Annotated in this window: 12 protein-coding genes; 10 read left to right on the plus strand and 2 right to left on the minus strand. The window is 36.7% G+C overall.

Annotated features, from left to right (window positions below; all coding sequences use genetic code 11):
* Positions 1-14: 14 nt before the first annotated feature.
* The 8 genes from AC6EJA_RS00880 to AC6EJA_RS00915 all read left to right on the plus strand — a co-directional run bounded on the left by AC6EJA_RS00880 (position 15) and on the right by AC6EJA_RS00915 (position 7,932).
* Positions 15-725, plus strand: a complete 711-nt coding sequence (locus AC6EJA_RS00880; protein ID WP_498502649.1) for a DevA family ABC transporter ATP-binding protein — start codon at positions 15-17, stop codon at positions 723-725.
* 33 nt (positions 726-758) lie between these two features.
* Positions 759-914 carry an Asl3888 family RNA-binding protein gene (locus AC6EJA_RS00885; RefSeq protein ID WP_006171625.1) on the plus strand — a complete coding sequence of 52 codons (156 nt, stop codon included), beginning with the start codon at positions 759-761 and terminating at the stop codon, positions 912-914.
* Between the two features lie 52 nt (positions 915-966).
* The gene (locus AC6EJA_RS00890; RefSeq protein WP_498502650.1) at positions 967-1,899 is read left to right on the plus strand and encodes a glycosyltransferase family 2 protein; all 933 of its coding nucleotides are present in this window, start codon (positions 967-969) and stop codon (positions 1,897-1,899) included.
* A gap of 122 nt (positions 1,900-2,021) precedes the next feature.
* Positions 2,022-2,741, plus strand: coding sequence for a 30S ribosomal protein S2 (rpsB, locus tag AC6EJA_RS00895; RefSeq protein WP_498502651.1), 720 nt, complete (start codon positions 2,022-2,024; stop codon positions 2,739-2,741).
* An 81-nt stretch (positions 2,742-2,822) separates the two neighbouring features.
* On the plus strand, positions 2,823-3,482 hold the full coding sequence (gene tsf, locus AC6EJA_RS00900; RefSeq protein ID WP_498502652.1) for a translation elongation factor Ts: 660 nt from the start codon (positions 2,823-2,825) through the stop codon (positions 3,480-3,482).
* Positions 3,479-4,720: a hypothetical protein gene (locus AC6EJA_RS00905; protein ID WP_498502653.1), complete on the plus strand. Its 1,242-nt coding sequence runs from the start codon at positions 3,479-3,481 to the stop codon at positions 4,718-4,720. Before tsf ends, AC6EJA_RS00905 begins: the two co-directional genes overlap by 4 nt.
* The gene (recG, locus tag AC6EJA_RS00910) at positions 4,666-7,197 is read left to right on the plus strand and encodes an ATP-dependent DNA helicase RecG (protein WP_498502654.1); all 2,532 of its coding nucleotides are present in this window, start codon (positions 4,666-4,668) and stop codon (positions 7,195-7,197) included. Before AC6EJA_RS00905 ends, recG begins: the two co-directional genes overlap by 55 nt.
* A gap of 9 nt (positions 7,198-7,206) precedes the next feature.
* Positions 7,207-7,932: a M15 family metallopeptidase gene (locus AC6EJA_RS00915; RefSeq protein WP_498502655.1), complete on the plus strand. Its 726-nt coding sequence runs from the start codon at positions 7,207-7,209 to the stop codon at positions 7,930-7,932.
* Here AC6EJA_RS00915 and AC6EJA_RS00920 read toward each other — a convergent pair.
* Positions 7,899-9,668 carry an NADPH-dependent assimilatory sulfite reductase hemoprotein subunit gene (locus tag AC6EJA_RS00920; RefSeq protein ID WP_498502656.1) on the minus strand — a complete coding sequence of 590 codons (1,770 nt, stop codon included), beginning with the start codon at positions 9,666-9,668 and terminating at the stop codon, positions 7,899-7,901. The genes AC6EJA_RS00915 and AC6EJA_RS00920 overlap by 34 nt on opposite strands.
* A gap of 95 nt (positions 9,669-9,763) precedes the next feature.
* Between AC6EJA_RS00920 and glyS the strand changes: the two genes are divergently transcribed.
* Positions 9,764-11,944: a glycine--tRNA ligase subunit beta gene (gene glyS / locus AC6EJA_RS00925; RefSeq protein ID WP_498502657.1), complete on the plus strand. Its 2,181-nt coding sequence runs from the start codon at positions 9,764-9,766 to the stop codon at positions 11,942-11,944.
* Positions 11,945-11,974: 30 nt separating this feature from the next.
* Here the strand turns inward: glyS and chlP are convergent, their stop codons facing one another.
* The gene (gene chlP / locus AC6EJA_RS00930; RefSeq protein WP_498502658.1) at positions 11,975-13,303 is read right to left on the minus strand and encodes a geranylgeranyl reductase; all 1,329 of its coding nucleotides are present in this window, start codon (positions 13,301-13,303) and stop codon (positions 11,975-11,977) included.
* 123 nt (positions 13,304-13,426) lie between these two features.
* Between chlP and AC6EJA_RS00935 the strand changes: the two genes are divergently transcribed.
* Positions 13,427-14,155 (plus strand): M15 family metallopeptidase, encoded by a 729-nt coding sequence (locus AC6EJA_RS00935; protein WP_498502659.1) that lies wholly within the window; start codon positions 13,427-13,429, stop codon positions 14,153-14,155.
* The last annotated feature ends 50 nt before the right edge of the window (positions 14,156-14,205 follow it).

The raw sequence follows: 14,205 nt of genomic DNA on the forward strand, positions 1-14,205 counted from the left end.
AATTCTTATCAACCATGAACAAAAATTATTTCGAAAATTCCAATTCCTCAACAGTAAAAATTAATGAACTCTCACATTGGTATGGCAGTGGGAACATGAGAAGACAGGTACTTGAATCTATTTCAATGGAAATAGCACCCGGAGAAGTTGTTCTTTTAACAGGCCCATCAGGATGTGGAAAAACCACCTTGTTGACTTTAATAGGCGCTTTAAGAAAAATTGAAAAGGGAGGCATAAAGGTTTTTGGTAATCAATTATTTAATTCTTCAAGAAATACAAGGCAAAAAATCCGAAGAAAAATAGGAATGATTTTTCAAGGGCATAATCTTCTTCGATGTCTTACCGCCGAGCAGAATGTACAAATGGGAGCAGATTTATTGAATGGATTTTCATATAAAGCCCGAAGAGATCAAGCTCGTGAGTGGCTAAGAGCAGTCGGGCTTGAGAATGAAATGAGTAAATTACCTCACGATCTTTCAGGTGGACAAAAACAACGCGTGGCAATTGCTCGAGCCCTAGCAGCAAAGCCGAAACTATTGCTTGCAGATGAACCAACATCGGCACTTGATAGCGTTACTGGACGCGAAATTGTGGATTTACTCAAAAAGTTGGCACTCGAGCAGTCCTGCTCAGTTTTAATGGTGACGCATGATCCAAGGATTCTTGATATTGCAGATCGCCTTTTAAAAATGGAAGATGGTAAATTAATCTCCTCAATTGAGTAAATTAGTCAAAGACAAATTCAGAGGTACTTCAAAATGGCTAAAAGAAGAAACTTAAAAAAAGAAAAACAAGAGAGAAATCGTGCCTATGCAAGGAAATTCAAAAAGCGTAAGCTTCGTAATGATGGAAGAGGTGAAGGTGCAGGCAATGGTGTTACGGGCACAGCAAATAATGGTGGAGCTGCTGATTAAAAGTCCTCAATGCATTCAAAAATAAAATGCAATTACTTTTTCAAGGCATTCCATGTTTATAAGTATTGTTATACCTACCTACAATCGAAGACCAATTCTTGAAAAATGCCTAATGGCACTCGAATCTCAAGAGATTATTCCTGAGATTGAGAATTTTGAGATAATGGTTATCGATGATGGTTCGACTGATGGAACTCAAGCATGGTTAAAGAACGAGGCGAAAATTTTCCCTCACGTAAGACTCATCGAGCAAGAACATTGTGGCCCTGCGGAGGCTCGTAATAAAGGAGTTCGCTCCAGCCAGGGAGATCTTATTATTTTCATAGACAGCGATCTAGTTGTTACAAGGAAATTTCTTATTTCACACGTAAGGTGTTTGATCTCAGAGTGGAGACTAAATAAAGGTAAGCTCTGCTTTACTTATGGTTCCGTTATCAATACTTCAAATTTTGAGAATCCATCCTCTGAACCCCACAAATTAAGTGATTTGTCTTGGGCTTATTTTGCTACGGGAAATGTCGCTATTGACAAAAAAGTACTCGAGAAATCGGGCCTTTTTGATAATTCTTTTAATCTTTATGGTTGGGAGGATCTGGAATTGGGGGAAAGGCTGCGAAAGATGGGTGTCAAGCTTATTAAATGTCCCAAAGCAGTTGGTTACCATTGGCATCCTGCTTTGACATTAGAAAAAATCCCCAACCTTGTAAGAGTTGAGAGGGAAAGAGCAAAAATGGCTTTGGTTTTTTATAAAAAGCACCCAACTTTGAGAGTTAGATTTATTATTCAATATACGATTTTTCACAGATTGATTTGGGAGTTTCTCACTTTAGGCGGATTTCTTAATGAGAAAAATCTTAGACCTATTCTGGCTTTTCTCATAAGAAAGGGGCAATCGGGCCTTGCTATGCAGATTTTGAGATTACCTTTGAATCTTATTGGTGTTCGGCAAATATATAGAGAAGCGACATTAATGAGGCTAAATTGAGCAAATTTTTTGATAAATTACTCTGGTAAACAAAAAACACACACTTGACCTTCTCAGGTAGGTTATTGAATTGTATTCAATGACTTTTGTCAGGTGGAGGCTAACTTGAGATCTTTTTTATTATGGCTGTTGTAACTCTCTCAGAGATGATGGAGGCTGGTGCTCATTTCGGACACCAAACCAGAAGATGGAACCCCAAAATGTCTCGGTATATTTACTGTGCTCGAAATGGAGTTCACATTATTGATCTTGTAAAAACGGCAGTTTGCATGAACTCTGCTTATAAATGGACCAGATCTGCGGCAAAAGGAGGAAAGAGATTTCTTTTTGTTGGGACCAAAAAACAAGCCTCTGAGGTAATAGCTCAAGAGGCAAACAGGTGCGGGGCCTCCTACGTAAATCAAAGATGGCTTGGAGGAATGTTGACAAACTGGACGACAATGAAAGCTCGTATAGATCGATTAAAAGATCTTGAGAGAATGGAATCTAGTGGCGCAATTGCCATGAGGCCGAAAAAAGAAGGAGCTGTTCTTAGGAGAGAATTAGAGCGACTTCAGAAATATCTTGGTGGCCTTAAAAACATGAAAAGATTGCCAGATGTTGTTGTTTTGGTTGATCAAAGAAGGGAGACGAATGCTGTTTTAGAAGCAAGAAAACTTGATATTCCTCTCATATCAATGCTCGATACAAATTGTGATCCTGATTTATGCGAAGTGCCTATACCCTGCAATGATGATGCTGTTAGGTCAGTTCAATTAATACTTGGAAGATTAGCTGACGCAATTAATGAAGGCCGCCATGGTTCAAATGATAATAGGGGCTCTGAGGGTAACAGAAGATAATTTTCAATCTTATTAACTTTTTTACCAAGTGATTACCTATAATAATTCACTTGGTTTTCACTTTTCTTCGATTTTAAAACAATGGCTATAACCGCGAAGCTTGTCAAAGACCTTAGAGAAAAGACTGGTGCAGGAATGATGGACTGTAAGAAAGCTCTCTCTGAAACCTCTGGCGATGTTCAAAAAGCTATTGAGTGGTTAAGACAAAAGGGCATAGCAAGTGCTGAAAAAAAATCTGGCCGTGTGGCTGCTGAAGGTGCAATTGGTAGCTACATTCACACAGGGGCTCGTGTTGGAGTGCTTTTAGAATTGAATTGTGAAACAGACTTTGTGGCCAGAGGAGATAAATTCCAATCCTTACTAAGAGATCTCGCTATGCAAATAGCTGCTTGTCCAAATGTTGAGTATGTTTCTGTAGAGGAAATTCCAAAGGATATATCAAATAAAGAGAAAAATATTGAATTGGGAAGAGATGATTTGGCTGGTAAACCTGATCAAATAAAAGAAAAGATTGTTGAAGGAAGAATATCTAAAAGACTTAAAGAATTAGCGCTTCTTGATCAGCCTTATATCAAGGATAGTTCCACTACAGTTGGCCAGCTTGTTAAAGAAGTGGCTGGCCAAATAGGTGAGAATATTCAGGTTCGTCGCTTCACTCGATACACTCTCGGGGAAGGAATAGATCTTGAAGAAGTTGATTTTGCAACTGAGGTTGCTTCTATTACTGAAAATTCAAATTGATAGTCAACAAGGAAAATAAATCAAGATTTGATCCTATTAAGCAACTTGATTTATTAAAGTTGCAATGTCAACGCATTACTCCAAAACTATATGAAACTCAAGAAAAATATTTGGAATTAATAAGATCCTATTTGCAAGCCGATGTGAGACAAGCTGTATTCAATCTAATAACAGATATGGATAGACAAAATATTGAAATTTCTTCTTTAGGAGATAAAAAAGTATGCTTAGAAAAAATAGATATACTTGTAAATAAATCAATATCAAGGATTAATATTAAAAATTTGATTGATATTTCCGATGATATTGAAAAAGAAAAAAATCTTAAAATTAAACAAAGTCAGAAGAAATTAATTAATGACTTGGAAATATTAAAAGAAGACAATAATATCCCTCCAGGAGTTGATAATCAATCAATAAGAATTTGCAGTGATTCTCCTCTTGAGGATTCCAAAATATTGTCGAGAAGGTTCTTTAGCCCGCAAGAACCATTTTCAAAAAGCCTAAACCTTAAGTCTGATTATTTTGATAAAAAAAAGACAATCAATACATCAAAAACCCAGACGGATCAAAGTTCAAGAAAAGTTTTGCGAAGTTCACAAGACAAAGCTTTAAAAGCTATTAAGAATTTTTTTAAAATCTCATCAAATAGACTTAATAGTAATTTTTCCTTGAATAATAACTCCGATATCACTAATGAAAGAATTTTATCTAAAGATATAACCTCCGAAAATATATCTAATGAAACAAATCAGGTTCAGGGAAGTGATTGTGTTCCAGACAATCCGCTCGATTTATTTAATTGGCTGACCTCTATTGATATGGGGTTAATCAGAGAATTAAGAAATCTCTCTAACTCAATTAATGTTGAATTATTATCAGTTGGTTTGATTAATAACATAATGCCCTTATCGCTTCTCGACGCTGTAATTAGTGGTCAAATAAATACACAAGATGCTCCATCAAATCTTTTAAGGATTAGCGTACCTTTAAATGGAGCTTATATTGAAGAGGGTATTGAAGTGGTTTGTGTATTTATTAGACCTTCTGAGCTTGAATTTGATCATTACTCCCTAAGGGAATGTCGTTTATCCTTAAAAAATAGAAGAAGCACTTTGCTCAAAATGGTGAGACAATATCGCCATTGGACTAATAAATCACTGGCAAATGAAATCAGTCAACAATGGCTCGAAAAACCTCTAAAAAGCAACCAAATCAATACAACAAAGAAGCCCTGACTATAGATAGGGTAAGGGCTTTTCAACATTGGGCTAGACCATTAAAAACGTCATTATCATTGGAAGCAGAGACAGATTTTAAAAATATTCAAGGAAGAAATGAATTTTTTAATCAATTTGTAGAAAGACAACTTCAACTTTATCCAGAATTTTTGACAGGAACTGATAAAAATCGCCTAGATGATTTTTCAATGAAATTTAGGAGTTATTCTGAAAAATCAGAATCCTTAAAACGTAGATTGGTTATTGATCTACGACGATATCTTCATCAGCTTTCTACTGAGTTTGTTAATCCTGAACAAGAGAGTAAACCTTTTTTAAAAAGAAGCTCAACTATTAATAACTACTCATCTAACCTACCTGGATCGATTTCACTTATGAGTCCACTTGTTGAGGTTCCTGGGATAGGCGCTAAACTTGGAGAGAAACTGCTTGGCCTTGGACTTCTTTTAGTAAAAGATCTTGTTACGTATTATCCAAGAGACTATGTAGATTACTCATCTTTAAAGCGTATAAATGAACTTATACCTGGTGAGACGTCTACTATAGTTGCGACAATTAGAAGATGTTCGTCTTTTACTAGCCCAAGAAATCCAAATTTGTCAATATTAGAATTACAATTGCAAGATAAAAGTGGCCGTATCAAAGTTACCAAATTTTATGCGGGACGTCGGTTTAGTTCAAGGTCTTTTTTAAAGGGGCAAGAGCGACTTTACCCTGTGGGCTCTAAAGTTGCTGTAAGTGGACTTGTAAAAGATGGAAAATATGGAAGGAGTTTTAATGATCCTCTTTTAGAAATTTTAGATCATTCTAATTCTCAAGTAAAATCAACTTCAATTGGGCGCTTAATTTCTATATATTCATTATGTGAAGGGCTTTCAGCTGAGAAATTTAGAGGTTTTGTTAAGTCAGTTTTACCGCTTGTCAATCACTGGCAGGATCCTGTTCCAGAAAATATTTTAAAAGAAATTGATCTACCCTCAAAGAGTAAAGCTCTCTGTGACATACATTTTCCTGATGATAAGAAGACGCTTCAACGTGCAAAAAGGAGATTGGTATTTGATGAATTCTTTTCTTTCCAATTATCATTGTTACTGAGAAGGTTAAAGTTTAAGAAAGACTCCGCGCCTAAACTTGAAATATCAACTACTCAGAATGGTCTGGTAGGGGTTTTTTTTAAGTCTTTACCTTTTTCTTTAACAATTTCGCAAAGAACAGTATTGACTGAGATTCACGATGATCTCAAGAAGAACGAGCCAATGGCAAGATTACTTCAAGGAGATGTTGGAAGTGGTAAAACTGTTGTTGCAATAGCATCATTATTGTATGCAGTCGAGGCTGGGTGGCAAGGTGCTCTCATGGCGCCAACTGAGGTTCTAGCAGAGCAACATTATAGGAACTTATGTCAATGGCTAATACCTCTTCATGTGAATGTAGAGCTACTTACTGGCTCTACGCGTAAATCTAGACGACGAGATATCTTAGATAATCTTGCAACTGGAAATTTAAATATATTGGTTGGCACGCACGCACTAATAGAGGACCCTGTATCTTTCAACAGATTAGGTCTTGTTGTTGTCGATGAACAACATCGATTTGGAGTAAGGCAGAGAAACTTACTTTTAAACAAGGGATTGCAACCCCATCTTCTTACAATGACAGCTACACCTATACCTAGAACGCTTGCTTTGTCAATACATGGTGACTTAGATGTCAGTCAAATAAATGAACTTCCTCCAGGTCGAACACCTGTAAAAACTCGTGTTTTTGAGAGGGCTCAAATTAATAAAGTATATTCAGTTATTAGAGACGAGATCGCAAAAGGAAGACAAGCTTATTTTGTTTTACCACTAGTAGATGAATCTGAAAAGCTTGAACTTCGCTCTGCGATTAAGGTTCACAAGGAATTATCTGAGGATATTTTTCCTAACTTAAAAGTAGGTTTATTATTTGGAAAGATGGCTGGAGCCTCAAAGCAAAGGGTTATACAAGAATTTATAGAAAAAAAATTTGATATTCTTGTTTCTACAACTGTCATTGAAGTAGGTGTTGATGTCTCAAATGCAACTGTTATGGTGATTGATAATGCCGATAGGTTTGGTTTGTCCCAACTTCATCAGTTAAGAGGTCGTGTTGGGCGTGGATCTGCCAGATCAAATTGCTTCTTGGTTTGTGACGACAATAGAAATAGCGGTAAAGCAAGATTAGAGGTTTTATCAAAATCAAATGACGGTTTTGAAATTGCGGAAATTGATTTGAAATTAAGAGGTCCAGGACAAGTATTAGGTACTAAGCAATCTGGATTGCCTGATTTCGCATTGGCTAATTTAATTAATGATGCAGATGTACTTGAAATAGCTCGTCAACAAGCTGAAAAAATTATTGATCATGATCCAACTCTTGATTCTCATCTTAGGCTCAAAGAATGGCTTCATGAAAATTATGATAAGTTCTTCAATCAAGTTCATTTAAATTAATAATTTCCTATGAGAGATTGGTACAAAGTAGAAGTATGTGAATGTCGTGAATCGATGATCTCCGTCCCAATCGAGATTAATCGACTTATGCCTCATCCATATCTTTCTCTAGGTGCACCATATGGCAAGGGTTGTAACCCATGGCAATTAAGAATAGACGTTATTAATAGACTTACTCGATCTCAAAATCATCTCGCAACAAGAGCACCAAGGCTGAGAATTGCGATGTTTGATGCTTGGAGGCCAATCTCAGTGCAAGAATTTATGATTAAACATACTATTGAACATCAACTTCGATTAAAAGGGATATCTGAAAAAAACACTGACTATGAAAGTCAATTAAGAGGTGTAGTTTTAGAGGTGCAAAAATTTTGGGCCCCGCCAAGTAAAAACCCTCAAATGCCACCTCCACACAGTACTGGGGCTGCTCTTGATATTACGCTTGCTGATCAAGATGGTATTCCATTAGATATGGGAGGCGAAATCGATCAACTTGGCGAGATTTCAAGCCCGGGGTATTACTCCAATAATGAAAATATCAAAGGAAAAATGGGATTAGTCTATGCCAATCGTAGAAAGCTTTTGTTCGAAATTATGGATCTTTCAGGATTCGTTCAACATCCAAACGAATGGTGGCATTTCAGCTACGGCGACCAATTATGGGCGTGGAAAAAAGGAATTCAAAAAGCTATTTATGGTAACTACGACGGAGTTAGTAATTCAAGTGTTTTTTGATCACCAAGACTTATAATGTGGTCCCCGAAATAATCATCATCTGATTGTTTCCAATTGAGAAGAAGGGGCTCTAGTGTTGTTTCTAGATCATCTATGTTCATTCGCTGAAGGAAAGGTTTTGCAAGTCTTTTTAAATTATTGCTACCACCTAACCATAATTGATATAGATTTTTACCACTACCTACAAGAGCCAATTCTGCCATGTAAGGCCTAGCACAACCGTTGGGACATCCTGTCATTCTGATCAAAATAGGCTTTTTAATGGATAGTTTTTTTAATTGAATGTCAATTCTCTCAAGAATTGTTGGTAATGTCCTTTCTGCCTCAGTTAGCGCTAAACCGCAAAGAGGTAGTGCAGGACATGCTAGAGCGTGTCTTGTCAGTGATGGGGGTTTGCTTGGGTTAATAATTCCCATTTTTTTAAGAGCTTCTATGACGCTCGTCTTCTGATATGTGCCAATATTGCAAAGTAAAATATCTTGATTAGGTGTCAACCGAATTTCTAATTGGAACTTTTTGATAAGATTTTTTAAACCAATCTTCAGGTCATCCTTCAGTCTTCCTGATAATAGAGGTAGGCCAACAAACCACATGTTTTTGGACTGCTTGTGCCATCCTAAATAGTCTTCTAATGTCCATTCTGGTTCTGATTTGAGTGGTTTAATAGGTTTAAAGAAATATTTGCTTCGCAATTCATTGATGAACCAATCAATGCCCATATCGTTCAACACATATTTCATGCGAGCAAGACGCCTAGTTTTTCGATTACCGTAATCTCTTTGTAGGGCAAGTATTGCTTGAACTAATTCAAGGATGTTACTTCCATCTATGTAACCTAGAGGATCAGCAGTCCTTGCAAATGTCTCTTCTAGATTATGTGTCCTGCCCATACCTCCACCTACATAAACATTACACCCTTTAAGTTTTCCATTGGTTTCAGTAAATGCGACTAGTCCAATATCGTGTGTGAGAAGATCGACTGAATTATCTCCTGGAGCAGTTACTGCACATTTGAATTTTCTAGGCATGTATGTTGTGCCATAAAGTGGTTCATTACTATCACCGCTAAATACACCATTTGCGAATTGCTTCTTACGAGCTTTTTGTACTGATTTTGAAGGTTTGATTTTGTAAGTCAAATCTCCGTCTGCCCATAGTTCTAAATAAGTTGTCTCTGCTTTGGTTGGACTTAAGACGTCTGCAATATCGTTAGCAAGTTCTCTGACAGCTGGATATGATCCAGTTGTATACGGCGCGGCAGGCGCCATAACATTTCTGTTTATGTCCCCGCAAGCAGCAAGTGTTGACCCCATTGACTTGATAATCGTGCTTATGACCTCCTCAAGTTTTTCTTTACGAATTCCGTGCATTTGAAATGCTTGTCTTGTAGTAACTCGAAGAGTGCCATTCCCAAGACGATTGGATAAATCATCTAGGGCAAGAAATAATGAGGGACTTATCTTTCCACCAGGGCATCTAAGCCTTAACATCATTTGCCAGTCTTTACCTTTTGTTTCTCTATTGTCTTGTTGATAGCTCCCGTGAAATTTTAAAAGCTGGACAGCATCATTAGTAAAATGATCTGAATCATTTTTTAATTCCGTTAAAAGGGGCTCTAATAAATATTGGCTGTCAGCTTTAAACTGCTCAAATTTTACCCTCTCAGAGCTGTTGGCAATGCAAGGGACAATTCTTGAGGCTCTATTTTTTTTTAACTCACTCTCTCCTTTGGTCACGGTGTCTTATTTTTCCTAACCTAGCGTAGCTAAAATTACAGTCATTAATTAGGTTAGTTATCAACAAATAGAGATTTTGGTAAATCTATTAATGTATGAATAATTTCTTACTTGAAATCGGCACCGAAGAACTTCCTGCGGATTTCTCTAACTCTGTACTAAAAAGTCTTTCTTTAAGGGTAAAAACTGATCTTGATGATCAGCGCATTGATCATGGTGAAATTGCCTGTTTCAGTACTCCCAGAAGGATAGTCATTTCCATAGAGAGCCTTTCTGGCAATGCGAGAGATTTTGTCCAAGAACGAAAAGGACCTAGATCCGCCCAGGCTTTTCAAAATGGAGAACCCACTAAGGCTGCTTTGGGTTTTGCAAAGAGTTGTGGAGTAGAGGTTGGAGATCTGGAGATAAAGACAACCTCTAAGGGGGATTTCCTTTTCTATCCTCTTACCACTAGGGGAAAATCTGCTGAAGAATTACTGGCATCTTTGGTTCCTGATTGGATTTCCAGTATTCAAGGAAGGAGATTTATGAGATGGGGAAATGGCCGTAGAAAATTTTCACGTCCAATTAGGTGGATAGTATGCCTTTTAAATGATGTATTGATTCCTATTCAAATAACTGATTGCCAACCTCAAATTCGTTCTGGTAATGAAAGCAAAGGACATCGTCTTTACCAGCCTAATATTAAGGTAGATTCAGCATCAACTTATTTCGAAACTTTAGAAAAAGCTGGCGTTCAAGTTAATAGAGAGAACAGAAAAATATTTATTAAAAACTTAATTTTACAAACATCTTCAAATTTAAAAGCAATTCCAGAACTTGATGAGGTTCTCTTAGATGAATTAACTGACCTTGTTGAAGCGCCATTTTTAATAAAAGGCAATTTTGATAAATCTTTTTTGGAGCTTCCTCCTGAAGTGCTAACAAATGTAATGAAGAAACATCAAAGATATGTTCCCCTTTCATTTGAAGAGAAATCTCAGAAAGACCCCTTGATACTTGATTCAAGGAATTCATTATTGCCTTCGTTTCTTTGTATAAGTAATGGATTAGAGAATTCAAAGGAGATTATACAAATTGGCAATGAACGAGTATTGAAGGCAAGACTATCTGACGCATGTTTTTTTATTAAAGCGGATACTGAGGTTAGTTCTGAAAGTAGAAATGAAAAATTGAAGCAAGTAGCCTTTACTGATGGTTTGGGATCACTATATGATCGTGTAAAGAGAATAGAATGGATTACTTCACTGTTATTGAAAAAGATATCTGGACCTAAATTAGATGAAAAACATTCATTGAGAGCTGCCTTTTTCTGTAAGCATGATCTAGTTAGTCAAATTGTTGGAGAATTTCCCGAACTTCAGGGAGTTATGGGTGCTAAGTATTTACTTTTACAAGGTGAAGATAGAGCCGTAGCTGAAGGGGTAGCTGAACAGTATATGCCAAGAGGTTCATCAGACTCTATTCCTCAAACTGACACGGGGGCATTGATTGCACTAGCCGAGAGATTTGAATTACTCCTTTCAATATTTGCAAAAGGTGAAAGACCTTCAGGTTCCTCTGACCCATATGCATTAAGGAGAGCTGGTAATGGAATCTTTCAAATTTTGCTCACTCTGAAATGGAAAGTTGACCTTAACCAATTTCTTAAAGAGGCCATCGAATATTGGCATCACATTCTACCTAAATTAAATATTAAACCAGATTTTCTTCTGCAAGAATTTTCTGTTTTTTTTAGATTGAGAATTATTAGTTATCTTGAGGACAAAGGAATTGAAATGGATTTAATTCAAAGTGTTGCAGGAAAAAATATACCAGTCCAAAAACTTTTAGCTGATCCAGCAGATATTATTTTAAGGATAGATTTACTTTCAGATATGCGAAAAAAAGGTGAACTATCTAAATTAAATTTTGTAGTTAATAGAGCGTCAAAACTTGCTGAGAAAAGTACTTTATCAGAAGATGAGATGTATTCTGAAAGATCTATTGATGAAAGTCTTCTCCAAAATAAATGTGAAATAAATTTGTTTAATTTAATAAAATTATTAGAGCCAATTTGTATAGATGAATCAGCAAGTCGTTATGAAAAACTCGCAAAATTATTAGTATCAAGTACAGAATACCTGGCCGAATTTTTTGATGGTGAAAATAGCGTTATGGTAATGAGCAATAATTTAGATCTAAGGAATAACCGATTAAACTTACTTAGACTTATAAGTAACTATGCCTTATTATTGGCAGATTTCTCAGAATTAAACAATAAAAGCAAACAATAATTATATTAAATATTAGTCTTGACTAAATTTCTATTTTAGCGCTTTTTCTTTATTAGATGAACTGGCAGCTAGCATTGCATTTACTTCTTTTTCTTCTCTTACGGCACTTGGTACAGGTTTGTATGTCTTGGGGGCCAAAGCACCCCCCCTTAGAACTGATCCAATAGTTAAAAATGTCAGTTTAAGTTGTTGAAGAGGTTTCATTGCAACAACGGTTTTATAAAGATAACTATCAAAGGTCATTCTTTGTACATCCATATCATCGCACATTTCTACAAATGCTTCTCTAGCTGAATCGCTTGTGTAAAATATACGCTGAAGAATGTCTAGAACTTTATATGTAGCTCCATATTTTTTATCCCATTTTTTTAAATATTTTTTTAGATCTTTCTCACTAGGAATGATTTTGCCGCCATTACTTGATTCGACTATTTGCTCAGCACACATCCTGCCACTTTTGGCTGCAAAGTAAATACCTTCTCCTGAACTTTTGGTTACATAACCGGCGGCATCTCCCACAAGAGCCATTTTTCCAACGACTCTTCGAGGGCGTGGATGTTCCGGGATTGGATGTGCTTCAATTTTTATAACTTCTCCATTAACCAATCTCTTTTTAGCTCTTTCTCTGACTCCTGCTTGAAGGCTTTTGATTAAACTTCCATTTACTTTCATAGTGCCGGTACCTGCGGCTACATGGTCAAATTTAGGGAATACCCAACCATAAAAATCTGGTGAGACATCGGTTCCGACATACATCTCAGCTCTGTCCTCATAATATTTCATTTCCTCAGGGGGTAACTTTATTCGCTCCTGAATGGCTACGGCGTAGTTGTAATCACCTGCATCCATTGCTTTTGCTACGCGACTTGTCGCACCATCAGCTCCAATAAGAAGATCAACCTCAAGAGTTTTTGTTGATCCACTTGCATCTTTATCGGAATAATCAGAATAAGTAAGTGTGTATGGACCTTGCTTGTTCTTGCCTGTATCAATGTGATTGACAAGACCGTTAACTAGGTTTGCGCCCAGTTCGGATGCTCTGTTTCTCATGAAGGCATCCATAACCTCTCTTCTGCACATTCCAATATATTCCTTGTCACTTTCTCCGTAAATTTTGTCAAGTCTGATATCAACTTCTCGATTTGATGGTGAGATCATTCTCATATTCCTTACTTTTCTATCAATAATCGATTCAGGAAGGTCAAATTCCGAGACCATGCATAGGGGGATAGCGCCACCACAGGGCTTGGCATTATCCAGTTTTCTCTCAAATAACCATGTTTGAATGCCTGCTTTAGCAAGAATTTCTGCCGCGCATGATCCGCTGGGACCGCCACCAATAACTGCTACTCGCAACATTTTTAGTGATTGAACTTTGTATTTATATTTAAAAACCTACATCGAAATAAGTGTAAGTACGTAATGAGTTGCCAAGGTCGTTACGATCGAAACATCTGATTAATATTATTTTTGTCTTAAGGCGTGAAAGCTCGATTCGATAAGGACCCCGAAATCCCGCTTGCATACAGGACTGTTACTCCAGGAAGGTATCGCTTCGATCGTTTTAGGCTAATTGTCATATCTTCAGTATTTATTAGTATTTCAGTAACAGTCTTACTTTTAGGTTTTATTTCACCAACATCTATTACTCAAAAAAATTCGATAGATGGTTCATCAAGCAACAATGAAAAAGAGCAACTACTAGGACATTTCAAATATCCAGAGATAGATCAATCTCAATTGGTTGAGCTTTATCCAGGTTTCAAGCTTCAGAAAGATACCTTTAAAGCTCTCATGGAGATGAGAGATGCTGCCTTAATAGAGGGGGTTGAATTGGTGTTTTTAAGTGGTTTTCGTTCAATAAAATTGCAAGAGCAAATTTTTTATGAAAATAAATCTGCTAGGAATCAGATTGCTCTTGAAAGAGCAAGGGTTTCAGCCCCGCCAGGCTATTCAGAGCACAGTACAGGCTTTGCTGTTGATATCGGGGATAGAAACTATCGTGAAACTGATTTTGAGCCTTCTTTTGAGCAAACGCCAGCATTTAAATGGCTAAAAAAGAATGCTGCTAGGTATCATTTTGTGATGTCTTTTCCAAGAAATAATCATCAAAATGTTAGTTATGAACCTTGGCACTGGAGATACGAGGGAACAGTTGAAGCACTCAAGCAGTTTGAACCCACCAACAGAGTGCGTATGTTTATCAAATAATCTTATTAAGATTGAATTTTAAACTTGTTTTAAAATAATTTTACTAATCA

The sequence above is a fragment of the Prochlorococcus sp. MIT2309 genome (assembly GCF_059772305.1).

Coding starts and splice junctions, on each gene's coding strand:
- AC6EJA_RS00880 (WP_498502649.1), top strand. CDS start 15: ATGAACAAAAATTATTTCGAAAATTCCAATTCCTCAACAGTAAAAATT.
- AC6EJA_RS00885 (WP_006171625.1), top strand. CDS start 759: ATGGCTAAAAGAAGAAACTTAAAAAAAGAAAAACAAGAGAGAAATCGT.
- AC6EJA_RS00890 (WP_498502650.1), top strand. CDS start 967: ATGTTTATAAGTATTGTTATACCTACCTACAATCGAAGACCAATTCTT.
- rpsB (WP_498502651.1), top strand. CDS start 2,022: ATGGCTGTTGTAACTCTCTCAGAGATGATGGAGGCTGGTGCTCATTTC.
- tsf (WP_498502652.1), top strand. CDS start 2,823: ATGGCTATAACCGCGAAGCTTGTCAAAGACCTTAGAGAAAAGACTGGT.
- recG (WP_498502654.1), top strand. CDS start 4,666: ATGGCTCGAAAAACCTCTAAAAAGCAACCAAATCAATACAACAAAGAA.
- AC6EJA_RS00915 (WP_498502655.1), top strand. CDS start 7,207: ATGAGAGATTGGTACAAAGTAGAAGTATGTGAATGTCGTGAATCGATG.
- glyS (WP_498502657.1), top strand. CDS start 9,764: ATGAATAATTTCTTACTTGAAATCGGCACCGAAGAACTTCCTGCGGAT.
- chlP (WP_498502658.1), bottom strand. CDS start 13,303: ATGTTGCGAGTAGCAGTTATTGGTGGCGGTCCCAGCGGATCATGCGCG.